This is a genomic window from Granulicella aggregans (genome assembly GCF_025685565.1).
In the GTDB taxonomy this organism is placed as follows: domain Bacteria; phylum Acidobacteriota; class Terriglobia; order Terriglobales; family Acidobacteriaceae; genus Edaphobacter; species Edaphobacter aggregans_B.
The window spans coordinates 734,714-758,502 of record NZ_JAGSYE010000003.1 but is presented as its reverse complement, the minus strand read 5'-3'; the positions used below and the strand labels follow the sequence as shown (position 1 = coordinate 758,502).

Genomic DNA, 23,789 nt, shown 5'->3' with positions numbered 1-23,789 from the left:
CACTAAAACTGCGCATTGAACGCCGGCGACGCCATGGTCAGATACACCGCCAGCTTCACTCGATTAAGCAGCGCCGCATCGATCGCTTCCTGGTCGCCGCTCGGTATGTCGATCGACGAGATCGCGCCGATGATCTTGCTGCGCAGCGATCCGTCCATCTGCCCGGCCATCAGCAGCAGGTTGAGCCGGTCCATCAGCGCATCGGGTGTAGCAGCGAGCCCAACTTCGGTCGAGTAGCTCGAATAGACATCGACACCATTGTGCGCATCCGCGCTGATCGCCGACTGCATGAAGTTCATGTAGCCAACTACCGTGGAGACGTTCGTGATCTCCATCTCCGGAGCTACTAGCCCCGCATTCACGATGCTGGTGCCAGGAGGCGAGAATCCGGGAGCGAACCAGTTGAAGACGCTCGGCGAACGCAGCGTCATCTGCCCGATGCCGTAGACGGGATCTTCCACGTCGCCCATGTTGTAGACGCCGTCGCGCGACTGCGCCGTGAAGGCGCGCGCCCACTCGATGTACTTCAGCATCGGCTCGCGGACCTTGCCGTAGCCGACATTGTCCGCCGCAGTAGTGGCATTCCGCGCCTCATCGTCCAGCAGGATCGCTTGGATGACGGCCTTCATATCGCCCCGCACGCCTTGCCCGTTGTCGATGAATACAGCGGCCACGCGTCCCACATATGCTGGGCTGGGGTTGCTGGTTACCAGGTGCTGGATCATCTGCTTGGCGAAGAACGGCGGCAGGTTCGGATGGTTGAAGAGCGTGTCCAGCGCGATCTTCAGGTCGCCCACGGGATCGGGGTTCGAGCTTGCCGCGATGCTCACTCCAAGGAAGCTCTTGGAGTCCGTCGAGTGGTGGCCGGGGAACGGCTGCATTGGCAGGATGTCTTCACCGAAGCCCGGACCCACGTAGTAGCAGCAGTTGGACCAGGCTTTGTCGCTGGAATCACCCGGCACGTTCCAACTCCATCCGGTAAATACCTTGGCCAGCCCCATCACATCCACGTTCGAGTAGGTGGGGATGGTATTGCCCGTTGCGTCGAGCTTCTGCGTCCCATCCGGATTCAACTGATACAGCCCGATCGTCAGAAGCTGCATCACCTCGCGCGCATAGTTCTCGTCGGGGTCGCGATTCGCATCGCCCTTGTCGTTGCCCTGCATGGAGAGAAACTCTCCCATCATCGGGTGCAGGGTCACGTCTTCGAGGAGCTGGCGGAAGTTACCGAAGGCGTCCCGGCCCAGCATGTCGTAGTAGTCAGCGGTGCCGCGCGGCATGTTGCCCACGGCGCCGTTGGTGCTGGAGATGACGAACATCTCCGAAAGCGAGTACTTCACGCGCTGCCGAAGCTGGTCGTTACCGGCCATCGCCTGCTGATAGAACGATTCCGCGACGTAGTTCTGGCCATTCCCGTTCTGCGTGAAGAGCGCGGCGTTGCACGTCACATCGTTGGCCGCGCATGCGGGATTGTTGATCATCAACTTCTCTTCAACGTCGGTCATGTGCAGCGTAGGTTGGGTCAGAAACTGTTCGCTGAACCACTCCAGGTAGCCGACCTTCGAGAGATGATGAATGTCGCCATCGGTCGCTCCGAAGGTGGCCTGCTCGAGGAAGCGTGAAGCGTCGGTAGACGAGACGGCGAGCGTCGAGGGTGTGCCATTGATCTGCGCGATCAGGTCGGTAGAGGTCGCCGGGCCGGGGCTGGGGTTCAATACCTGGAGGTCGAGGTTGCGGGGATCGGTGAGGTTTAGGCTTGCGGTGAGTTGGTTGCCACTGTTGAACGTCGTCGGCACCGGCACGCCATTTGCAAGCACAGTCGCTCCGGTGATGAATGCGCTGCCTTGCAGCACCACCGTGGCGGGGCCGGGGTCGAAGGCCATCGGCGTCGCCGAATTGAGGATCGGGACCGGATTGAACACGGAGATATTCTGGCTGATCGAGACAGTTGGGTCGTCGACACTGGTTGCCGTCAACTGGACGATATTGTTGGGCGTAGGAACCACCGCGGGGGCGGTGTACATCACGCCGCCAGACTGGCCCGGAGCGATCGTGCCGATCACCGCGTTGCCCTGCGCCATGCCGTTGATCTTCCACGTAAGCCCGGTATTGCTCGTTCCGTTCACCGACACGCCAAGGTAGAGGCTGTTGGTCACGCGGACCGTGGTCTCGTTGGTCTGCACGGCCAGCGTTACCTGGCCCGGCTTTACCAACTCCGAGAGGTCGTACGATTGAGCGGAGCCGGGATCTGGGTTGGTGACGTGGATGCCGTAGTTGCCTGGTGTCGGCGCGGCCAGCGTCGCGGCAAGCTCAGTCGATGAAACATAAGTCGTGGGTACCGCGACGCCATTCCAGAAGATCTGCGAGCCGTAGACGAACTGCGAGCCTGTGACCGTGACGAGCTGAGTGCCCTCTGCAAAGTTGGCGGGCGTGGCCGAGCCGATAATCGGAATCGGATTCCATACATTCAGCGTGACCGAGCCCGGCGTGTCCTTCGGATAGTTCGTCGCCTGCGCCGTGATCACCACGGTATTGCTGGGGACTGGAACGATCGCGGGAGCGGTATAGACCCCGTTGCTATCCACCGTCCCGAGCTTGTCGTTACCGCCGACAACGCCATTGACTGAATAGACCATGGGCGATCCCGTAAAGGCCGCGTTGTTCGCAAGCTGTACGGTCTGGTTGACGCGCAGAGTATTCGTCGGGGAAGCGATATACGATGCAAAGCCGGGAGCGAGCCCTGTGGCACAGCCGCTGAGCGAAAGCGCGGCGATCAGGAGCATGCAGGCGATCAGATGAGGTTGCAGTGATCGAATCTTGAGGTTCCGTTGCAGCACTCTCGCCTCCAAATGGTTCATGCGGAAGATCCCGCGAAGTCTTGCATGGCAGCAGATGACCAACGCGCTCGCATGCGCTGTCAGTTTCGCGAGTATAGCTTCAGCATGGCACGGCGAACGATCAACGATAGTTAGTCGAGATGCAACGAAAGTGCCATTTCGACAGGGGATTTCCCGCCGGCCGCGGGCGGCTTGCCTTCTGCAAGAGGCTCAATCAAAGAGTAAAGACGGCATGAGGAAGATTAGCGATGACGAGTTAATGGCCGCCTGTTGCCGCTCAGTAACTCGATCGTGATGCCCATGGCGGGAATCATAAACGCGAACGATCCCAGCACCCACATGATGACCGCGCCGAGAGTCTGGTCTTCGACCGCAGCCATGCCGAAAGGGTTCGTCGTGGTGAAGTAGAACTGGTACACCGGCCGCCCGCAGAACGCGAGGAAGGCACAGAGCAGGGTATTGATCGACTCCGCCATCAAGATGTACACGATGACGTCCCAGTCGCGACGGCCAGACTTCGTCGGCCACGGTCGAATGATGCAGTGCCAGAAGAGAATGGATGTGAGCAGGAAGCAGATGTGTTCGACATCGTGCCAGAACTCGTGCTCCAGCGCGAAGTCGTACGCGGCGGGAACGTGCCAGCCGAGGAACGCGATGTTCATCGCCAGGAAGCCGACGAGCGGCGTCACCAGCCAGTGGCTGAACCGGCGTAGAGGACGGGCGCGGATCAGCGGCGCGGCCACAAACTTCACCACTGTACGAGGCAGGCCACGCAGCAGCGGCACTGCGGGAAGGCCTAGCAGCAGGAGCGGCGGTATCACTGACATCAGCATCAGGTGTTCGATCATGTGTGCCGTCAGCATGGTGTCGGCGAAGCCGTCCATAGGCGAAGCGATAGACAGCCACAACACCACCAGCCCGGCAAAAAAGAACCCGAGTTGATCAATCCCGAACTGCTGCGGTCGCGACCTGCGAATGACGATCCAGCCGCGCACATAGATCACGCCCGTAAGCACGATTGAGGCGGTCAGCCAGACCGGAAGCTCCCATGCGCGAAAGACAGCAAGTGCAGCATCGGACATGCCTCTAGTGCCTGGCCGGTTCTGCGGGAGCCTTCATCTCGCTGGTCTTGGTGAGTTCGCGCGAAGCGTCGATCGCGGGTGCGAGGTCGTTACCGCGCAGGCTCTCAAGGAACTGCGTCAGTGCCTTCGTCTCCGATGGATTCAGCGCATTGCCGTAGGCCGGCATGTTACCTCCGCCCTGCAACACCTGGCGAATGATCTGGTCTTCCGTCATGCGCGAGGCAACGTCATCGAGCGCCGGACCACGCTCCCCGCCAACACCATCGAGCGCGTGGCAGTTGCGGCACTGCTTGTTCTGCAGCACGATCGCGCCCTGGCGCTCCAGTGGCGTGCGGTGCGCGAGAAACTTCGCCGGAACCGGGTCGCTCGACCACGCGTTCATGATGGGACTCCAAGGCGTGTACGTTCCAAGGTGCGTAAAGATGCCGAGCGAGACCGCGATCACCGAGACCATCAGCACAGCGACCGGGCGCTTGGCCCAGTGGCGTTCGCCCTCGCCGGAGACCAGGGGAAGAAGCAGCATCGCTGCGATGCCAATCACCGGGGCGACGAGCATGACGGGCGTCTCGATCGACGGCGGAAGGAAGGCCAGCACCGCGTAGATCCAGAGGAAGAAGTAGTCAGGCTTGGGAGCGGTCTGGATGATCGTTGGATCAGGCGGGCCACCAGGCCCGAACGGGCCGAAGAAGAAGGCGCAAGCCATTACGGCGAAGATGATCGCGGCAGCAAAGACCGCATCCTTCCATGCGGCATCGGGAACGAAGGGGATGCCGGTCTTCGCCGTCAGTTCGTGGTACTCCTTCACGTAGGTCTCTTTGCGAACGATGCGACCGGGCACAGGCCAGTCGCTGACGCCGTGGAAGAGTGTCATCCAGATATGCACCCCGACAGAGGCCAGCAGAATGCCAGGGATGACAAAGACGTGCAGCGTGAAGAATCGTGAGAGCGTAGCCGCTCCGATAGTAGGCCCGCCGAGGACGAGGTGCACCAGCGGTGCTCCAATGAACGGCACACGCGAAGAGATCGAAGCACCGATGCCGAGACCCCAGTAGGCGTCCTGGTCGAAGCGCATCACCTGGCCAGTGAACGCCATGCCCAGCGTCAGCAGCAGAAGCAGGACACCGACGATCCACGTAAGTTCGCGTGGAAACTTGAACGCGCCGAAGAGGAAGACCTGCACCATGTGGATGAGCACGATGGCGATCATGAAGTCCGATCCCCAGCCATGCAGCGCGCGCACGTACCAGCCCAGCGCGATGTTGTGGTTCAGGACGTTCAGCGAGCTCCACGCATCCCCGGCCGTGGGGCTGTAGATCAGCGCGAGCAGGATGCCTGTTACCACTTGCAGAATAAGCAGCACGGTCGCAGCACTGCCGAAGACGTACCACCAGCTTGCGTTGTTCGCCGGCGTGGGATGCGAGGCGAAACCCCACGCCGTCTTGAAGAGACCGAGCCGGCTCTCGACCCAGTTGAAGACGCCGAGGCCGGCTTCGGTTGCGCGGTCCTTTATGCTTGCCATGGCTTAGACCTCCTCGCGCTGGGTTGTCTCTGCGGCTTGAATCTGGATCAGCGGCTTGTCTTTGCCGGCGCACGATGCCTGTGTCGCAAGCGTTGGCATGTCGCCTGCGTGGATCATCAAGCCATCGCTGGTCAGCTTGTACTTGTACTCGAAGAGCCCGCGCTCGGGCGGCCCGGAGGCGCGATCGCCGTTCTCGTAGTAGGCCCCGCCGTGGCAGGGGCACATGAAGAGCTTCGACTCCGAGAACCAGCGGACCGGACAGCCAAGATGCGCGCAGTTGATAGCAAAGACCTGGAACTGCGACGCGGAGATCCGGCGCACCCAGCAGGCGACCTTGCCGGTCTGGCCATCGCCGAGGCCCTTCACCGGGCTTTCGAAGTCAACTAGCCGAGTCTCGCCGACGGGGAAGTTATCGGCCGGACCAAGCCCAACCCACGCGCCTTCTGCCTCCGCCTTCTTGCTCGCCGGACCGAGCAGGTATCCAACTATCGGCACGGCCAGGGCCGCGCCTACCGCGCCATTCAGCAGCACGGATAGCTTGAAGAGAAAGGTCCGGCGGGAGTGCGCGGCGGCCTTTGCCTCGGGCGACAGGTCGTTATTTTCAGATTCTCCGGGGTGGGGGAGGATCTCTGAGACGCTTTGTTCAAGCGGGTCTTTTTCGGACGAATTTTGATCGAACCGGTTTTGTTCAGACAAGGGGCTCTCCGTGGACTACTGGTGTTGCTGGTAAGGCTGGCCGGGAGTGGCGATGCGATGGCTGGCGATCCAGGCGACGATGTCGGTGACCTCGGCGTCAGTCATGATCTGCTTCGCTCCGGAGACCGTATGCTGACTCCAGTCAGGCATGCCGCTCTCCGGCTTGCCGGCGAGGATATTGCTGCGCAGGAACTGGTCGTTCACCAGCGCAAGATAGGCTGGATCGACGATTGGGCCGGTGTGTCCCTTGCCCATGCCGCCTGCTCCGTGGCAGCTTGCACAGAATGTGTTGAACGCCTGTTCTCCCTTGGTTGCATCGCCGGTCAGCGTGGCGGCGTAAGGCGGGGGCGCGGGCGATCCAGCCGGCAGCGGCTTGCCCCACTCGGAGACGATGCCGTGAGCGATGACTCCGACCTGCTGATCGGTCAGCATCCCTCCGGCAGCTTTGCCGAAGGCCGGCATTAGCGTGCCAGGAATGCCAGCCGAGATTGCGTGCGTGATGTTCGCTTCCCCCGCGATCGCTAGGTACGTCGGGTTGTTCAGCGAGATGGCGGCGGCAAGCTGACCGTTCGCCCCATGGCAGGCGGCGCAGTTCTGTTTATAGAGAGTGGCAAACTCGAGCTGCTGCTCAGGGCGGACCTGTTCCTCGGCACCGAGGCGTGGCTTGCCGGGAGCGTTGCAGCCGGTAGCAAGAGCGGCCAGCGAGCCGGCAAGCAACAGGCACAGGATGGAGCGTTGCGTCATTGCTGGGCGTCCTTGTCTTTCTGCTCTTGGGCTTCGTGTTCTGGTGCGGCGACGTGGATCACAGGAAACGTGTCGGTGTGCAGACCGGCGCGCACCGCGAAGGGAAGCGCGCGGAACTGCGGCGTCCGCACCTTGGTATGCAGGTTCACCACGTATCCACAGACGAGGCCGAAGGCGATCAGCGAGATGAAGAACCAGAACCAATCGATGCGCTGGTTCAGGATGGGACTGATGACGTTGATGCCGGAGTGCAGGATGACCGTGAACATCACCGGCGCTGCCACGCCAGCGGTGAGGATGGGCCAGCGCGGGAACATGGGCAGCATGGCTCCGTAGAGCAGCCCCACCAGCAGCGACGTCAGGCCGTGAATGACCAGAGCGGCGAGTGCTCCGCGCAGGTGGAACTCGCTCAGGAACGCGTCGCTCGCGCCCGCCCAGCTCACGAAGCCGCCGGCGGCCAGCAAATTCGTGGCGTACCAGAAGCTGTGGTACTTGATGAGGCTGAAGATGCCCGCCGGAACAGTCATCGCGATACCCCCGGCGATGCCACCCTTGATGCCGGTGGTGATCTGGAAGGTCTCGACCGGGATGACCAGTCGTGGCTTCTCGGATGCCGGAGCACGCCTGCCAAGGGTGCGGGTCGTCGAGATCTCGATCGGCTCAATCTCGACAGCGACCGGGATGTGGGCCTCGTGCGGGAAGACTTGCAGGAACCAGCCGACTGCGCTCCAGACCGTGAGGATCAGGCCGAGGATGCCGATGACGATATTGGTCACAAGACCGGCGCAGATCAGCGTGATGCCGAGCGACATCACCATCGGGTAGGCCGTGGGCGCGGGAAGCTGGATCACGTTCGTGTCTGGTGCGTGAGGATCGTGCTGCATGAGGCGCCTCCTTTCTGGTGAAGCTAGCGGCCGAAGACAGAGCCCTCAGCGACCGAATACATAAACGACGAGAAAGACAATAATCCACACAGCATCGACGAAGTGCCAGTAGAGCGACAGGACCTCGAGTTTCTCGGTGTGCATACTGTTCAGCTTGCCCGTGAGCGAGAAGATCAACGCCAGCGTCAGCATGATAAGACCGATGACGACGTGGCTCGCGTGCAGGCCCACCAGCGAGTAAAACGTCGTGCCGAAGAGGTTCGTGCGGATGGTCAGATGATCATGGACGATCAGTTTGTACCACTCCATGCCCGTGCCCGCGAGGAAGATGCCGCCCAGCAGTACGGTCAGCGCCAGCCACAGCGAGGTCGCCGCGCGTGCGCTCTTATGTAGCGAAGAGACGGCATAATGCACCGTAATACTGCTCGAAAGCAGGCAGATGCTGGTGAGGATCGGGATCTCGAGGACTTCTTTCGGCGTCGGTCCGCTGAGGCTCTTGCCCACGTAATAGAGATACGCGACCACGAAGATGATGAAGATGGCCGCCTCGGCGATGATGAGGCACGCCATGCCAACGACGCCTTTGGAGGGCAGCTTCCACTCTTCGACTTGTGCTTGCGGGATGACTGCAGCTTCGCTCTGGCTCATGCGGGGGTACCTCCTCTCTATTCGTATTGGCCGTCGGTGTCTTCAGGATGCTTCAGGTCCCACAGCGGGCGGCGGCTGGCGACGCTGGGCGTGGTGGCGAAGTTATACGCTGGTGGCGGCGATGCGGTGGCCCATTCGAGCGTCCAGGCGTCCCATGGATCGGGCCCGGCGACTTCGCCCTTGAAGTACGACCAGACCATGTTGAAGACGAAGATCAGCGTTCCGATGGTCTGAATGCCGGCACCGGTGGAGACCAGGAAGTTCAGCAGGAACCAGCCGCGGTCGGCTTCGTAGGTATAGATACGGCGCGGCATGCCGAGCATGCCTGGGATGTGCATCAGGTCGAAGCAGAGGTGGAAGCCGATGAGGAAGATCCAGAAGTGCCACTTGCCGATCTTCTCGCTGAGCAGGCGACCGGTCATCTTCGGATACCAATAGTAGAAGGCGGCGAAGAGCATGAACAGGATCGCCCCGACCAGTACGAAGTGGAAGTGGGCGACGACGAAGTAGGAGCCGCCAAGCTGCCAGTCCAGCGGAGCCACCGAGAGCATGATTCCCGTCAGACCGGCCAGCATGAACTGGAAGAGAAACGCCACGGCAAACAGCATCGCGGTGGTGAAGTGGACCTTGCCGCCCCAGATGGTCGCGAGCCAGTTGAAGATCTTGATGCCGGTCGGGACGCCGATGGCCATCGTCGAGAGCGTAAAGAAGGCGTTGCCCGCAGGTCCGAGGCCGACCGTAAACATGTGGTGCGCCCAGACGCTGAGACTCACGAAGCAGATGCCGATCGAAGCGGCGACCATCGCTGTGTAGCCGAAGATGGCCTTGCGCGAGAAGACCGGGATGATCTCGCTGGCGAAGCCGAAGGCCGGCATGACCAGCACGTACACCTCGGGATGGCCGAAGATCCAGAAGAAGTGCATCCACAGCACCGCCGAGCCGCCCGCCTGCGCGTCGAAGAAGTGTGAGCCTAGGTAGCGGTCCAGCATCAGCATGATCTGCGCTGCGGTCAAGGGGCCGACAGCGACGAAGGTGAGCAGTGACATGCTCAGGTAGAGCCAGACCAGCAGCGGCAGCCGGTTCATCTTCATGCCTGGGCAGCGCATGCTGATGATGGTGGTGACGATGTTCAGCGCCGTGCCCACGCTTCCGATTCCGCTCAGGAAGACGGCCAGCGTCCAGTAGTCCGTGCTGTGACCCGGCGAGAACGCATGCGCCGTCAGCGGTGCGTAGGCCCACCACCCCACATCCGGAGCGCTGCCCGCCCCATACATGCCGTCGCCGCCTATGTAGCTGAAGTAGAGCAGCAGTCCGCCGAACGCAGAGATCCAGAAGCTGAAGGCGTTCAACCGGGGAAACGCCATATCGCGTGCGCCGATCATCAGCGGCACAAGATAGTTGCCGAAGCCAAACAGAATCGGCATGCCGACGAAGAAGACCATCGTCGTGCCGTGCATCGTGAACAGCCGGTTGAAGGCCTGCGGCGAGACCGCGTGATTGTTCGGAAACGCCAGCTGGATGCGCATCAGCATGGCTTCAAATCCAGCGATGACGAGGAAGATCAGCGAATAGCCGATGTACAGCATGCCGATCTTCTTGTGGTCGGTGGTCGAGATCCAGTCCTGCAATACCTCGAATACAAGGCGGCGCGGAGCCGTTTCTGTAGTCTGGTCTACGGCTGCCGGTACTGGAGTCTGCGTGGCCATGGGCTTCCTTTCTTCAACGTCTACTTCTCTTCAGCGACTATTTCAAGGTGACGAGGTACGAGGTCACAAGGTCAAGATCGTGCTGGTTCAGGTGCATCGGCGGCATCAGAACCCCGGGCTTGAAGTGCGATGGGTCGTCGACAAACGTCCGAAGATTCTCGCGGGTGAGGGGAACAGCGCCCGAGGCGAAGGTGTCGCGGCTGGCCAGGTGAGTCAGATCCGGCCCGAACCGGCCGTTCGCAACCGTGCCTGCGACCGTGTGGCAACTGATGCACGCGTTATGCTCGAAGACCGCTTTGCCCTCGACGGCGTCAGGGCTCTGCGAAGCGGTCTGTTGCTGGTGAGCGACCCACGCCGCGAACTGCTCCGGCGTATCCGCATAGACCCGCAGCAGCATCTTGGCATGCTGCGTGCCGCAGTACTGCGCGCACTGGCCAAGATAGAGTCCCGCCACCTCTGGATCGATCCACATGGTGTTAACCTTGTTCGGGATCAGGTCCATCTTCCCGGCGAGCCGCGGAATCCAGAAGCTGTGGTCCGTGTCGGCCGACGACATCGTCAGGTACGTTGGCGTCGGATGTTTCGGGTCGCTGACCGGCACGTGAAGCTCATTCGCGGTCACAATGCCGAGCTTGGGATACCGGTACTCCCACCAGAACTGGTGTCCGATTACCGTGACGTCGAGCGCCTCCGGCGACTTCCCGGCGTGCTCCGTGCTGAAGATGACACGCGTCGTCGCCAGGAAGAGCATCACCGTGATCAAAATGGGAATGACCGTCCAGGAGAGCTCAATCTGGTTGCTGCCATACACCTGCGCCGGCTCCTGATCCGCGTTCGGCGAGGAGGGGCGGTGCCGAAACCGAAGGAGAGCGTAGACAAGCAGCCCGCCGACGACGAGGAAGATGCCGCCCGTAATCCCATAGACCAACCACGATAGACCAACGACCGAGTGAGCCGGCGTTCCTGCAGGCGCAAAGGTAGTGGTAGGGCTCTGCAGGAAGTCCGAGGTGACGGCGAACGCAAGGCCGGACGACACTGGATGAATCGGCATATATCTCCACAAAGCCGGTTAGGGTGGAGGTAGCAACGAAGAAACAGACGAAGTTATGTCTACAGTCTAAACTCCTTCGCTGCCATCAGATGTGACTTGCGTCACGCGCCGGTTGAAAATCCCGAAAAGTTTTCGATGAAATTGTCCTCCGGAAACGTTTCCAGCGTCACTGCACTCCTAGTCCGTCGTTGGGGTGATAGTTGGGCGCTGATGGGATCGGAATCTCCGGCACGGGATGTTCCTTCAGTTGGTCGAGCACTACCTGCACCGCCTTCTCCAACTGCGCGTCGTGGCCTGCGGCAACCTCCTTGGGAAGCTCTTCCACCTCGACATCCGGCGCGATGCCATGGCCTTCTACCTCCCAATCGCCGTGCAGCCCGTAGATCGCGTATCGCGGCGCGGTTACGCCTCCGCCATCCAGCAGCTGAGGATAGCCACCGATGCCAACCAGTCCGCCCCAGGTCCTCACCCCGACCAGAGTTCCCAGATTGGCCTTGCGGAAGTACCACGGCATGGCGTCACCACCCGAGCCCGCTGACTGGTTGATGATCATCGCCTTCGGCCCGAAGATCGCGCCGACAGGATCGTGTACCGGCTTGCCGTCGCGCTCGATCGCGCCGCTCAGTGGCTTCTGGCTCAGTACGTTGGTGACGTAGTCGGCGATGAGGCCGCCCTCGTTGTAGCGCTCATCCAGCACCAGCGCCTGCCGGTTCAACTGTGCGTAGAAGTACCGGTTGAAGTTGGTATAACCCGCGCCCGCCGTGTTCGGCATGTAGATGTAGGCGACCTTGCCGCCGCTCATCTTGTCGACCTTGCGCCGGTTCTCGTTAATCCACTCGAGATTTCGCAGGCCATGTTCCGACGCTGTTGGCACCACGGTCACATCGCGCGCGCCGGTACCGTCCGCCTTCCAGCCGACGTGCAGCACGGTCTGCTTGCCGGCCGTGCCGTCGAAGAAGCTGTAAAGGTTATCGCTGGCGTGCAGCTCTCGCCCATTCACCGCAAAGAGATACATCCCCTCCCGGACGTTGATACCCGGAAGCGTGAGCGGTGCGGTCAGCGATGGTTCCCAGTTCTGGCCGTTGTAGATCTTGGCGAACTTGTAGCGATCCCCCTCGACCTTATAGTCGGCGCCCAGCAAGCCGACCCGTGGCGACTTGTCCGGCACATGCGGGCCACCGACAAACATGTGGCCGATGCTGATCTCACCCAGCATCTCCTCAGAGAGATAGGTGAACTCCGAGCGCGAAGACAGGCCATCGAGATAAGGTTGATACTTCGCTTCGATCTTCGGGATGCTCAGGCCGTGCGTCTTCGGGTCGTAGAGGAAGTCCCGCTCAATACGCCAGGTCTCGTGATACATCTGCTTCCACTCCGCGCGGGGATCGATCTCGGTCGTCATGCCGCCGAGGTTCAGCGGCTTGCCTGGGGAACCGTCTGGTGATCCCGGCTTCAGCTCCCCGGTGGAAACGACAAACCACCCATCATGCCGCGAGTAGAGCGCCTTCTCCCCGTTGGCGGAGACATTGAAGGCGTCCAGATTCCGCAGCAACTCCTCCGTGTCTCGCTTCTCCACCGTAAAGCGCCATAACGAACGGAGGTTCGGAGCATCGTCCTCGCTCGAGGACCGGCCGACCGGGCCACCTTCGCCAAGATAGAGAACCCCGGTCTTGCCCACGGCGAGGTCAAGATAGTTCCGTGCCGGCACGGGCAGCGAGAGGATGCGATTGCCGATGCCTTCGAGTTCGATCTCCACCTCTACCGGCTTGTCGTCCTTCTTCGCGTCTTTGGAATCCTTCTCTTTGTCCTTGGAGTCCTTATCCTTCTTATCGCCTTCTTTCTTGTCGCTATCGCCGGCCTTATCGTCCTTCTTGCCGTCGTCGTCCTTCTTCGCGTTCTTGTCCTTCTCGTCGTCGCTCTCCGGGGGAACTGGCGAGGTGCCGTACTTCTTCAGCACCACAACGTACGGGCTGCTCGTCGTCGCGCGATCGAGCGAGGAGAGGTCGATTCCCGCCGTCGACGGGCCATTGTCGGTCGAAGCAAGGAAGTAAATGAACTTGCCGTTCGGATCGAAGACCGGGCGCAGCGCGTCGCTCATGCCATCGGTCACCTGGGTCGACTTGTGCGTCTCAAAGGAGTACAGCCAGATCGCGTGAATCTGGTTCTCAAGGTCGCGAGAGTACGTAATCCACTTCGAGTCCGGCGACCAGGAGACCCTGCCAAATGGGCGGTCGAAGGTGCCATAGATCGCCGTGTCCACCTTAACCGGCTTGCCGCCGTCCACGTCGACGTAGAAGAGGCGAAGATGCTTGTCGGTATAGGCGATGCGCTTGGAGTCCGGCGACCACGACAGGTTGTAAAAGTACGAAGGATCGGGGCCGAGGTCGATGACCTTCGGAGAGGCCAGCCCATTCTGGTCGCGGATGTAGAGCTGATACTCGCCCGAGGCGTCGCTGAAGTAGGCGATCGATTCGCCATCCGGCGACCACGCCGGATCGCGCTCCGCAACGGCTGACGTCCGCGTCAGGTTGCGCGTGTCGCCCTTTTCGCCGGGCACGGTAAAGATCTCGCCGTGCGCCTCAAACACCGCGCGAGCTCCGGTCGGCGAGAGCGCCGCATTATTGATCTCCTGCGGTGCAATCGCCGCGATGTGCGGACGCAGCTTCGGCAGATCGCCGTGCAGCGTGATTGACAGGGTGCGGTCCTGCTTCGACGCCGGATCGAACATGTGCAGCGACCCGAACTGCTCGTAGACCAGGCCGCCAGCGCCGCCGCTCAACGATTTCATGTCGTAGCTCTTGTTATGCACCAACTCGGTGACCGCCTTGCTCTTCGTGTCATAAGCGAAGAGCGAAACGGGCCCGTTGCGGTCCGAGAGGAAGTACACGACATCGCCCACCCACACCGGATGGCTGTCGTTCGAGTTCTCGCGAGGAATCTTCACCAGGTCGAGCGACTTCAGGTCGATCAGCCAGATCGGCGTCGTCTGACCGCCGCGATAACGCTTCCAGGCGTTCTGCCACTGTGCGACCGGCACGTAGGCGATCGCCCTGCCATCGCCGGAGTAGGAGCCGTCGATGGCGCTCGGTAGCGGCAGCGTATCGGGTACGCCGCTGCCATCGGCGTGTGCGGTGAACAGCCGCGGGAAATCGCTATAGCTGGTACGGCCGGATGCGAAGAGGACGCTCTTTCCATCCGCGGTCCATCCCTTGGCGAGGTTGCCCGCCGGGTCCCAGGTTAGCCGCTTTGGCACGCCGCCGCTGGCGTCGATCAGGTAGACATCGCTCGCCCCGCCCACGCGCGCCGAGTAAGCGATGCGGGTTCCATCCGGAGAGAAGTACGGCCCAGCCGTGACGGAGCCCTCGACCGTAAGCCGCTCCGCCTCGCCGCCATCGCGCGGCGCTGTCCATATGTCGTCGGCGTACACAAACGCGACTTTGTCCTTGTTCATCGAAGGATTGCGTAGCAGCACCGGCGGAGCTGCGAAGCTGGAGCTTGTGATAGCGATGAAGGCTGCGAGAAGAGAGACGACGTGCGGCAGACGACGTGACATGATTCGCTCCATGATTTCCAGCGGGATGCTTTCGCCCCGAAAAAAGAAGATCAGCCCCATGCAGGAGTTACGCGCCGGGGTTCCAGTCTGAAGTTCGTCTTGATGCCATAAGTGTAACGTGCAGCAGCAGTTTGCGGGGAGCGGAGACAGCCGCTACCGCCAGTTTCGTTACCCGGCGGTCAGTCGCCAGCGGTACACCCTACAACTAAAGAAACATTCGAATTGGTGACCCTATGTGTTTTTCTTAAGGGCTATAAGGCTCTTTGCCTCGTCGCCTGAATATGCCGTCCAGTGCCGCCGGAATAGGGTGGCGCGATAACGATCTCAGTCTCACGAACTCCCCGAGGTGTGACTTGCTGCTCCGCGCCAAGATTCTTCTGACCCTGATCGTCGCAAGTGGCGGCCTGAGCCTCTACTTGTTCCGTGGGGGCGCAAGCGGTGACTGGATCTACTTCTCCGTCTATCTCGTCGCCGTCCTTCTCAGCTCCGGCATGAAGGTGGGGATGCCGAACTCCGACGGAACCATGTCCGTGAACTTCCCGTTCATCTTCCTGGGCATCATCCAGCTCTCTCCCATGCAGGCTTTACTGCTGGCGATGATGAGCGTGCTCGCCCAGTGCCGTTTCAAAGTTCTCAAGCCCTTCACCCTGGTCCAGATTGTCTTCAACGTATCGAACGTAATCACCGCCACGGCACTTGCCCGGGTAACCTACTCTGAGCTCTTCGCGCGGCACATCGCTATCGCTCCGTCGCTCACCTGCGCTGCGGTGGTCTACTTTCTCGCCAATACCATCCCAGTTGCGCTCATCATCGCCTGGGATCTCCGTGAAGCTCCCTACACGATGTGGCGGAATAACTTCACCTGGTACCTTCCTTTCTATCTTGTGGGCGCGATGTTGGCGTTCGCAGCAGATATCATCGGCGAGCGCTTCGGCTGGCTCACCTCGCTGCTCCTGATCCCGATGGTCTACACCATCTTCCGCGCCTACAACGCGCAGATGGCGATTATCCGCGATCGAGAACAGCACGCTATCGACACCGAGGAACTGCATCTGCGGACCATCGAAGGCCTCGCCATGGCTATCGAGGCCAAGGACCAGAACACGCATCGCCACCTGATGCGCGTCCGCGTCTATGTCTCTGAACTGGGCAAGATGCTGAAGCTCGAGCACTCGATGATGCAGGCCCTGCTGACCGCGTCGTTCCTGCACGACATCGGCAAGCTTGCGGTGCCCGAGCACATCATCAACAAGCCCGGCAAGCTGACCTTCGAAGAGTTCGAAAAGATGAAGATCCACCCCGTCGTGGGTGCGGACATCCTCGAGCGCGTGCGCTTTCCCTATCCCGTTGTGCCCATCGTGCGCTCGCATCACGAAGCGTGGGATGGAAGCGGCTATCCCGACGGCCTGAAGGGGACAGATATTCCCATCGGCGCTCGTCTGCTCTCGGTCGTCGACTGCTTCGACGCGCTCGCCTCCGAGCGCCCCTACCGCAAGCCGCTGCCGCTGAACGAGGCCATGGACCTGGTCAGAAGCAAGGCCGGCATCCACTTCGATCCGGAGATCGTCGCCCTGCTCGATGCCAACTATCTGCAGCTCGAAGAGATGGCGCGGCAGCAGATTCATGACATGGCCCCGCTGAATGTCGATCTCGTGATCGCGCGCGGTCTCGCGCCGGGCGCTGGCTTTGCGCCGACCCAGGCGGAGAGCATCGCGGCCGAAAAGAACTCCAAGATCCGCGAAGCTGCCGGCAACCATCAGAACTCGCTTAATCTCATCGCCGCCGCAAGCCGCGAGGCCCGCACGATCTTCGAACTGGGCCAGGTGCTCGGAAGCTCGTTGAGTGCGCGTGAGACCAGCTCCATGATGTCGACGCAGCTCCGGTTGCTCATCCCGTTCAACTGCTTCGCTGTCTACATCAGACAGGATGAATTCCTGACAACGCAATATATGGATGGCGAGCTCGCCCGCGCCTTCACCTCCCAGCTCGTCCCCATGGGTGAAGGTCTATCCGGCTGGGTGGCGGAGAACCAGCGGCCGATCATCAACGGCAATCCGACCGTCGAGCCGCACTACATCGTCGAGACCGGCCTCTTCACCGCGACCAGCTCCGCCATCTCGATCCCGCTGTTCAACCTCGATGGGTCAGTCCTTGGAGCGCTCTCGCTGTACGCGGAAGGCAACGCCGCATTTCACAAGGACCACCTCCGTATCCTTCAGGCCACCGAATCGAAGTTCTCGCTCTCGCTGCAGAACGCTCTGCGCTTCCGCTCTGCCGAGTCGGACGCGAACGTCGATCACCTCACGCAGCTTGGCAATATGCGCCACTTCTTCCAGAAGCTGGACGCGCAGATCGAGATCGCGCAGCTGAGTATGCAAAGCTTCGCCCTCGTCGTATGCGATCTCAACTCCTTCAAGGCCGTCAACGATCGCCACGGACATCTCGTCGGCAACGATCTGCTCAAGCTCGTAGCGAAAGAGTTCCGCCAGTGCTGCCGCGACCAGGACACCGTCGTCCGCATGGGCGGAGACGAGTTCGTCTTCCTCTTCCCGGCAATGGACGGCGCTTCGACTGCGGCCTGTGCCGACATGCTGGAGAAGGCAGTGCAGCGCGCCTGCATCGATCTCAAGCTCTATAACGATGTCTCGGTCAGCATCGGCCTCGCCTCTTACCCCGCCGATGGAGAGAACGCAGAGCAGCTGCTTGGCGTCGCCGATCGCAAGATGTACCGCAGTAAACGGGCCTTCCACGGGAGCCGCTCAACAGACGAACGAAGCGCTGTGTTGGAGCCGGTCGTCGCAGTATGAACCTGATCTGCACCCTCCTTCGTCGCCTGCTTCGCATGGCCACGGTAGTCCTGCTGGTGGTGATTGGATCCATTGTCCTGGTGCGGTTTGCTCCCGGTTACCTTAGCGATGCCCGTGAGATGGATGCCCGCTACGCGGACGGCGCGCGCAATGAGCTTGCCGCAGAGGCGGCCCGCAGTGCTTCGGTCGGAGGCATGCTGTGGTCGGAAGTACGTGGTCTGCTGCGCCGGGACCTTGGCGTCTCACGCCAGTATGAGGTCCCCGTTGTCGAACTGGTCCGGCCCCGTCTGGCGGTCACCGTAGGCCTGCTTCTGAAGTCAATGCTTCTGGCATGGCTTATCGCCGGATGCACCGCGACGATCTCCAACTGGGGAAGATCGCCGGTCTCGCTTCCGGGCAGACTCTGCCACCTCACATCCACACTTCTACTCGCTGTCCCGATCGGTGCCATGGCAACGGTCTGCCTGTTGGCAGACAGCGGCGGCCCGCTGCTGGTCTTGACCACGCTGCTTGCCGCGCGCGACTTCAAGTTTCTCGACCGCATGTTGCGCAAGGCCTGGAACGATCCCCATCTGCTGCACGCTCGCGCCCAGGGAGTGCCCACGCCGGAGTTGATTCGCGTTCACTTATTGCCTGGAATCATGCCACAGCTTGGCTCGCTGGCAACGCTCTCGATCCTGACGGCGCTCGGCGCGATGGTCCCGGTCGAGGTGATCTTCAGCACGCCGGGCATCGGGCAACTTGCGTGGAACGCGGCGATGAATCGCGACCTCCCCGTCCTGCTTGCGGTGACGGTGATGATGGCCATCGCGGTTACGGCCAGCGGATTCGGTACAGGATCGCGTCGTGCGACGGAGTGGCAGAGCGCATGAAACTCCGTTCCATCGCCGGCTGGCTGCTTCTCGCCATGATCCTGATTGCAACTGGAATCGTTACATTCTCAGGCCGGGCAATCTCAGAGCAGGACCGCAACGCTCTTCTCGAAGGAGCTTCGCATCAGCACCTCGCGGGCACCGACACCCTGGGCCGCGATAGACTCGTTCGCGTCTCCGCAGCGTTTCTCTTGAGCCTCACCGGCGCGGTCGCTGCATCCTTCATCTCGACTGCAGCGGCAGCGGGTGTGGGTTTGCTTGCAGCTTTCAGCACGGCAGGTATCGGCACACTCACGATGTTGGTCTGCGATGTCTTTCTCGCGCTGCCGTGGCTCTTCCTGCTGATGATGGTGCGATCGATGCTGCCGTTGAGCACATCTCCCGCTCACTCTGCCCTGATCACGTTCGTAGTTCTGGCCGCGCTTGGATGGCCGGCATGCGCCCGCGCGGTTTATCAGGGAGCGCTGCGCCTTAGAAACTCCGAGTGGATGATCCATGCGCGCGCAGGCGGCATGCGTCTTCGGCAGATTCCTAAGCAGGTTCTGCCTAACCTGCTGCCGCTGTTGCTGCCTCAGTTCCTCATCTGCGTGCCCGCCTTCGTGGTCGCGGAGGCGAACCTTGGCACGCTCGGCCTTGGAGTTGGCGAACCGCTCCCGTCATGGGGAGGCATGTTGCTTGAACTCGGCAACTCCGCCATCCTGATGCGGACAGCTTGGGTCTATCTCCCCATTGCGGTTCTCGTCATGGCCTTGCTGCTTCTCGAATCCACCGCGAGGGAGGCATGATGTTGCACGCTCTCCGCTTCGGCCGCTCCGTCGCTCTATTGCTTACAGCCGCAACTGTGGCGCAAGTCGCGAGCGCGCAGGCCGCGCCAAGACTGCCCGGTGAACTCGCCTGGACCATCGGCTACGATCCCAAATCCTTCGATCCCGCCAAGGTGGATGAAGAAGAGTCCGAGCAGGTGCGCTATCTCACCGCCGGCGTGCTGCTTCGCTTCAATCGCTACAACCAGCAGGTGGAGACGCAGCTTGCGAAGAACTGGAGCCTGTCACCGGATCGCAAGAACATCACCTTTGTCCTCCGCCCCAATCTCACCTTTTCTGATGGCAGCAAACTCACCGCGAACGACGTCGCATGGTCGATCCGTCGCGTTCTGCTTCCCGCAACTGCCGCTCCGGTCGCCGAAGAGTTTGTCGAGCCCGCTGGGGTCACGGTCGCAACGCCTGATGATCACACCGTCGTCGTTCATCTCCCGAAGCCCGTTGTTGGCATCGGCAAGGTCTTCGATGAGATTGCCATCGAACCCGCCAACCGCCCCAGCGAAGGCCGCGTCACCTCTGGCCCGTATGTAGTCGCTGACTATCGCCGCTCGCAGTACGTTCGCTTGCGCAGGAACGAGCACTTTCAAGGCAAAGAAGGCGACCGTCCCGCAGCCGCGAGCAGCATTCGCCTCGACGTGCTGGACAACGCAGAGAAAGAGATCAGGCTCTTCCAACGCGGAGAGTACGACGTCATCAACGATCTGGCCCCGGACTACTATGACCTGCTGAAACAGAAGTCTCCTTCAAGCGTTCGCGATCTTGGACCCTCGCTGAACACGGAACAGATCTGGTTCAACCAGTCCCCGGCCGCGCCCATCCCCGCATGGGAGAAGGCGTGGTTCCAAAGCCAGGCCTTCCGTGTTGCCATCTCGCAGGCGATCCATCGCGCAGATCTCGCGCGCGTAGCTTACGAAGGCCACGCGACTCCCGCTTACAACTTCATCTCGCCCGCAAACGCTACCTGGTATAACCGCAGCGTCTCGGCGCCGCACTTCGACGTTGCCGCGGCGAAGGCAGGCCTTGCCCACGCCGGATTCCGTATGAACGCGGGACATTTGGAGGATGCAACGGGCCACGCCGTCGCCTTCTCTATCCTCACCAACTCAGGCAACGCCGCGCGCATGAAGATGGCGACGCTTATCCAGCAGGACCTCGCCGCGCTGGGCATCCGCGTGACCGTCGTCGCCCTGGACTTTCCCGCCCTCATCGAGCGCATGATGCATACGCAGGACTATGAGGCGTGCCTGCTTGGTATCTCAAACGTCGACCCCGACCCGAACGCTATGATGAACGTGTGGTTGAGCTCCTCTCCAAACCACCAATGGAACCCTTCTGAGAAGACGCCCGCAACCCCATGGGAGGCCGAGATCGACAAGGCCATGCAGCAGCAGGCCACCTCGCCGACCGAGGCCGGTCGCAAGCGCTCAGTCGATCGCGTCCAGCAGATCGTTGCCGACCAGCAGCCCTTCATCTACCTTGTCTATCCGAACGCGCTCTACGCAATCTCACCGAAGCTCGAAGGCGTGAAGCCAGCGGTGCTGAAGCCCGGCGTGGTGTGGAATGTGGAAAGCCTCCACCTGCAGGGGGCGCGATGAAGCGACATCTCTTGCTAAAGGTAGACCTGCAGGCGCGGTATGGGGATCGCGCTGTGTTGAACGATGTTCGGTTCGAACTGGAACCGGGTGAAGCACTCGCTTTGGTAGGAACAAGCGGCGCAGGCAAGAGCACCATCGTCCTCTCGCTGCTGGGACTGCTTCCATGGCGAGGAGGCACGGTGAAGGGCGAAGTCCTTCTCGACGGTCTTAATCTTTTGACGCTGAAGGAGCGCGAGTGGCGCAAGCGCCGCGGCTATCGCATCGCTCTCATCCCGCAAAGTCCTTTATCCGCACTGAATCCCGCGCTCAGTCTGCTCGACCACTTCAGCCATGCCTGGAAGGCTCACAACAAGGGCGGCCAGTCGGTCTTCAAGCAGCGTCTCGTTACCGTGCTCACGGAGGTCCAGCTACCCACCGACGCGGAGTTTCTCTCGCGCCGGCCCTCACAGATCAGCGTGGGACAGGCGCAGCGCATCCTGATTGCGCTTGCGCTGCTGCATCGGCCCGCGATCATCATCGCCGATGAGCCAACCAGCGCTCTCGATCCGGTGACGCAGAACCAGATCGTCGAGCTTCTCCGGCATCTCACGCGGTTGCACGGAACCGCGTTGCTTTATATCTCGCACGATCTAGTCTCTGTAGTTCAACTATGCGACCGGATGGCTGTGCTCGACGCCGGAGAGATCGTAGAGACGCTTGCGGTAAAAGACCTTGGGCTGGCGCGTCATCCTATGACGCGCGCACTCCTTGGCGCTCTTCCCGTGCCCGTCGATGTCCTCCTGACGTGCCAGGGACAGAGCGGCGCGAAAGAACTCTCTAAGTCCGCATAAAATTCGCCCGCAATCTCCCAAAAATAGTTAGGACTTACACCTTTCGGGGTGGTGCTCCCACCTCGGAGCCATTGGTCGCACCAATAGGCATGCACTAAAGTGCAACAGGTAGGAGCAACTGCAAACGATTTCATTCGTTGCCTGGTGAATAGGTAAGTTGCGATCTCTAACTGTCGCCATGCCGCGCCGCTGAATGCGCAACTGGCCACTCCAGTGCGTGCAGCAAGCAAACTTAAACGTCTTAGATCAACACGACGAATCAGATATCCGAAATCAGATATCCGAATGAGAAATTCAGGAGCACTTATGAATCGCTTGCAGCGTCTTCTCCTTTCCATGACTGTATTGGTCTCTCTCCCATCGGCGGCCATTGCGTTCGGCCAGGGCGTTCAGGCGTCGAAGCTCTCCCGTGACCTGACTTCGGCCGCACCCTTCCAGAAGGTCCCGGTCATCATTCAGTACAAGCACGACACGACCCAGTCGCAAGCCGACAGCATTCGCCTGAACGGCGGCTCCGTAAAGCAGCAGATGCACCTCATCCACGGTATCTCCGCCGATATGCCTGCTTATATGCTGGCTGCCGTCGCGAACGATCCCGAGGTCAGCTACATCTCGATCGACCGCAAGGTCAGCGCCCGCGAAGTCCCCTTCGCCGCGCCCGAGTACACCATCGAGCCCATCAACGCGCCTCAGGCATGGGCCAAGGGATACATCGGCACCGGCGTCGGCATCGCCGTCATCGATAGCGGCATCAACGCCGTCAACGATCTCTCCCTCAGCCCCCTACTTCCGGCATTTCTCAACAACCTGCTCGGCAATCGCGTCGTCTACAACGAGAACTTCGTTACTACGGACAACACGACCAACGACATGTACGGCCATGGCACCCACGTCGCTGGCCTGATTGCAGGCAATGGCTCGAACTCGCTTGGTCTCCGCTACTTCCGCACCTTCTTCGGCTCCGCTCCGAACGCGCACCTGATCAACCTTCGCGCTCTCGATGCCAACGGCGAAGGCACGGACTCTTCGGTCATCGCCGCCATCGACCGCGCCATCGCCCTTAAGGATGTCTACAACATCCGCGTCATCAACCTCTCGCTGGGCCGCCCCATCTTCGAAAGCTACACCCAGGACCCCCTCTGCCAGGAGGTGGAGCAGGCATGGAAGGCTGGCATCGTGGTCGTCGTCGCCGCCGGTAACGATGGCCGCGACCTGAACCTCAACCCCGAAGGCTACGGCACCATCAACGCTCCGGGCAACGATCCTTACGTCGTCACCGTGGGCGCGATGCGCACCATGCAGACTCCCACCGTGCAGGACGACCTGATCGCGAGCTACAGCTCCAAGGGCCCGTCGTTCATGGACCAGGTAGTGAAGCCGGACATCGTCGCTCCGGGCAACCTGGTCATCAGCAGCAAGTTCCCCAACGATCCTCTCTCGATCGCGAACCCGACGTTCATCACGCCGCTCTCGTTCTATGAGCGCAACGGCAGTGCGACCACTCCGTCGGCGACCTACTTCCCGCTGAGCGGAACCAGCATGGCTGCAGGCGTCACCAGCGGCGCCGTGGCCGACATGATCCAGGCAGCACCCAGCCTCGGTCCCGACCAGGTGAAGGCACTGCTGATGCAAAATGCAGACCGCTCCTACTTCCCGCAGACCAGCAGCGTTACCGATGGCGGCGTTCTCTACACGGCGAACTACGACATCTTCACCATCGGCGCTGGCTACCTGGACATCAACGCGGCCATCAACGCTGCTCGTGTCCACAATGGTAACGTTCCCTCCGGCACCGCGATGTCTCCCATCGCCAGCTTCGATCCCAACACCGGCAACACCTACATCATCACGGACCAGACGGCTCTCTGGGGCAAGACGGCTCTGTGGGGCAAGGCTGACATCTGGAGCGCGTCAAGCGTCTACGGCGCGACTGCCTTTGAGACAGTCAACGGTGAGACGGCACTCTGGGGCAAGACGGCCCTCTGGGGCAAGGAAGATCCGAACGCCTTCACCGCTCTCTGGGGCAAGACAGCTCTCTGGGGTAAGGGAACGCCCGATGCCGCAACCGCTCTGTGGGGCAAGGACAACTCCGGCCCGATCGATCCTTCGGCTTCGATCTCTCCGCTTCTCTACTAACGAACCCG

General features: G+C 61.2%; 16 protein-coding genes. 6 read left to right on the top strand and 10 right to left on the bottom strand.

Features of this window, described 5'->3' with window-relative positions; translation table 11 throughout:
• Window positions 1–2: 2 nt before the first annotated feature.
• From OHL18_RS18415 to OHL18_RS18370, 10 genes are all read right to left on the bottom strand, one after another.
• On the bottom strand, window positions 3–2,858 hold the full coding sequence (locus OHL18_RS18415) for a DUF1800 family protein (protein WP_263376337.1): 2,856 nt from the start codon (window positions 2,856–2,858) through the stop codon (window positions 3–5).
• Window positions 2,859–3,079: 221 nt separating this feature from the next.
• Entirely contained in the window at window positions 3,080–3,919 is an 840-nt protein-coding gene (locus tag OHL18_RS18410; protein WP_263376336.1) for a cytochrome c oxidase assembly protein, read from the bottom strand.
• Between the two features lie 4 nt (window positions 3,920–3,923).
• Entirely contained in the window at window positions 3,924–5,438 is a 1,515-nt protein-coding gene (locus tag OHL18_RS18405) for a cytochrome b N-terminal domain-containing protein (RefSeq protein WP_263376335.1), read from the bottom strand.
• Between the two features lie 3 nt (window positions 5,439–5,441).
• Window positions 5,442–6,134 (bottom strand): QcrA and Rieske domain-containing protein, encoded by a 693-nt coding sequence (locus OHL18_RS18400; protein WP_263376334.1) that lies wholly within the window; start codon window positions 6,132–6,134, stop codon window positions 5,442–5,444.
• A 15-nt stretch (window positions 6,135–6,149) separates the two neighbouring features.
• Complete coding sequence (locus OHL18_RS18395) at window positions 6,150–6,878, bottom strand: c-type cytochrome (protein ID WP_263376333.1); 729 nt, start codon at window positions 6,876–6,878, stop codon at window positions 6,150–6,152.
• Window positions 6,875–7,762: a hypothetical protein gene (locus OHL18_RS18390; RefSeq protein WP_263376332.1), complete on the bottom strand. Its 888-nt coding sequence runs from the start codon at window positions 7,760–7,762 to the stop codon at window positions 6,875–6,877. Before OHL18_RS18390 ends, OHL18_RS18395 begins: the two co-directional genes overlap by 4 nt.
• A 45-nt stretch (window positions 7,763–7,807) precedes the next feature.
• A complete protein-coding gene (locus OHL18_RS18385) occupies window positions 7,808–8,410 on the bottom strand; it encodes a cytochrome c oxidase subunit 3 (protein ID WP_263376331.1) in 603 nt (200 codons plus the stop codon).
• 17 nt (window positions 8,411–8,427) lie between these two features.
• The gene (ctaD, locus tag OHL18_RS18380) at window positions 8,428–10,116 is read right to left on the bottom strand and encodes a cytochrome c oxidase subunit I (protein ID WP_263376330.1); all 1,689 of its coding nucleotides are present in this window, start codon (window positions 10,114–10,116) and stop codon (window positions 8,428–8,430) included.
• 37 nt (window positions 10,117–10,153) lie between these two features.
• Window positions 10,154–11,167 carry a cytochrome c oxidase subunit II gene (gene coxB / locus OHL18_RS18375; RefSeq protein ID WP_263376329.1) on the bottom strand — a complete coding sequence of 338 codons (1,014 nt, stop codon included), beginning with the start codon at window positions 11,165–11,167 and terminating at the stop codon, window positions 10,154–10,156.
• Between the two features lie 166 nt (window positions 11,168–11,333).
• Window positions 11,334–14,720: a S41 family peptidase gene (locus tag OHL18_RS18370; protein ID WP_263376328.1), complete on the bottom strand. Its 3,387-nt coding sequence runs from the start codon at window positions 14,718–14,720 to the stop codon at window positions 11,334–11,336.
• A gap of 353 nt (window positions 14,721–15,073) precedes the next feature.
• On the opposite strand from OHL18_RS18370, the gene OHL18_RS18365 reads away from it, so the two are divergent.
• The 6 genes from OHL18_RS18365 (at window position 15,074) to OHL18_RS18340 (ending at window position 23,781) form a co-directional block, all read left to right on the top strand.
• Entirely contained in the window at window positions 15,074–17,527 is a 2,454-nt protein-coding gene (locus OHL18_RS18365) for an HD domain-containing phosphohydrolase (protein WP_263376327.1), read from the top strand.
• Complete coding sequence (locus OHL18_RS18360; protein WP_263376326.1) at window positions 17,524–18,399, top strand: ABC transporter permease subunit; 876 nt, start codon at window positions 17,524–17,526, stop codon at window positions 18,397–18,399. The genes OHL18_RS18365 and OHL18_RS18360 overlap by 4 nt, the downstream gene beginning before the upstream one ends.
• Entirely contained in the window at window positions 18,396–19,184 is a 789-nt protein-coding gene (locus tag OHL18_RS18355) for an ABC transporter permease subunit (RefSeq protein WP_263376325.1), read from the top strand. Before OHL18_RS18360 ends, OHL18_RS18355 begins: the two co-directional genes overlap by 4 nt.
• On the top strand, window positions 19,181–20,815 hold the full coding sequence (locus OHL18_RS18350; RefSeq protein WP_263376324.1) for an ABC transporter substrate-binding protein: 1,635 nt from the start codon (window positions 19,181–19,183) through the stop codon (window positions 20,813–20,815). Before OHL18_RS18355 ends, OHL18_RS18350 begins: the two co-directional genes overlap by 4 nt.
• A complete protein-coding gene (locus OHL18_RS18345; protein WP_263376323.1) occupies window positions 20,812–21,645 on the top strand; it encodes an ATP-binding cassette domain-containing protein in 834 nt (277 codons plus the stop codon). Before OHL18_RS18350 ends, OHL18_RS18345 begins: the two co-directional genes overlap by 4 nt.
• A gap of 306 nt (window positions 21,646–21,951) precedes the next feature.
• Window positions 21,952–23,781 (top strand): S8 family peptidase, encoded by a 1,830-nt coding sequence (locus tag OHL18_RS18340; protein ID WP_263376322.1) that lies wholly within the window; start codon window positions 21,952–21,954, stop codon window positions 23,779–23,781.
• The last annotated feature ends 8 nt before the right edge of the window (window positions 23,782–23,789 follow it).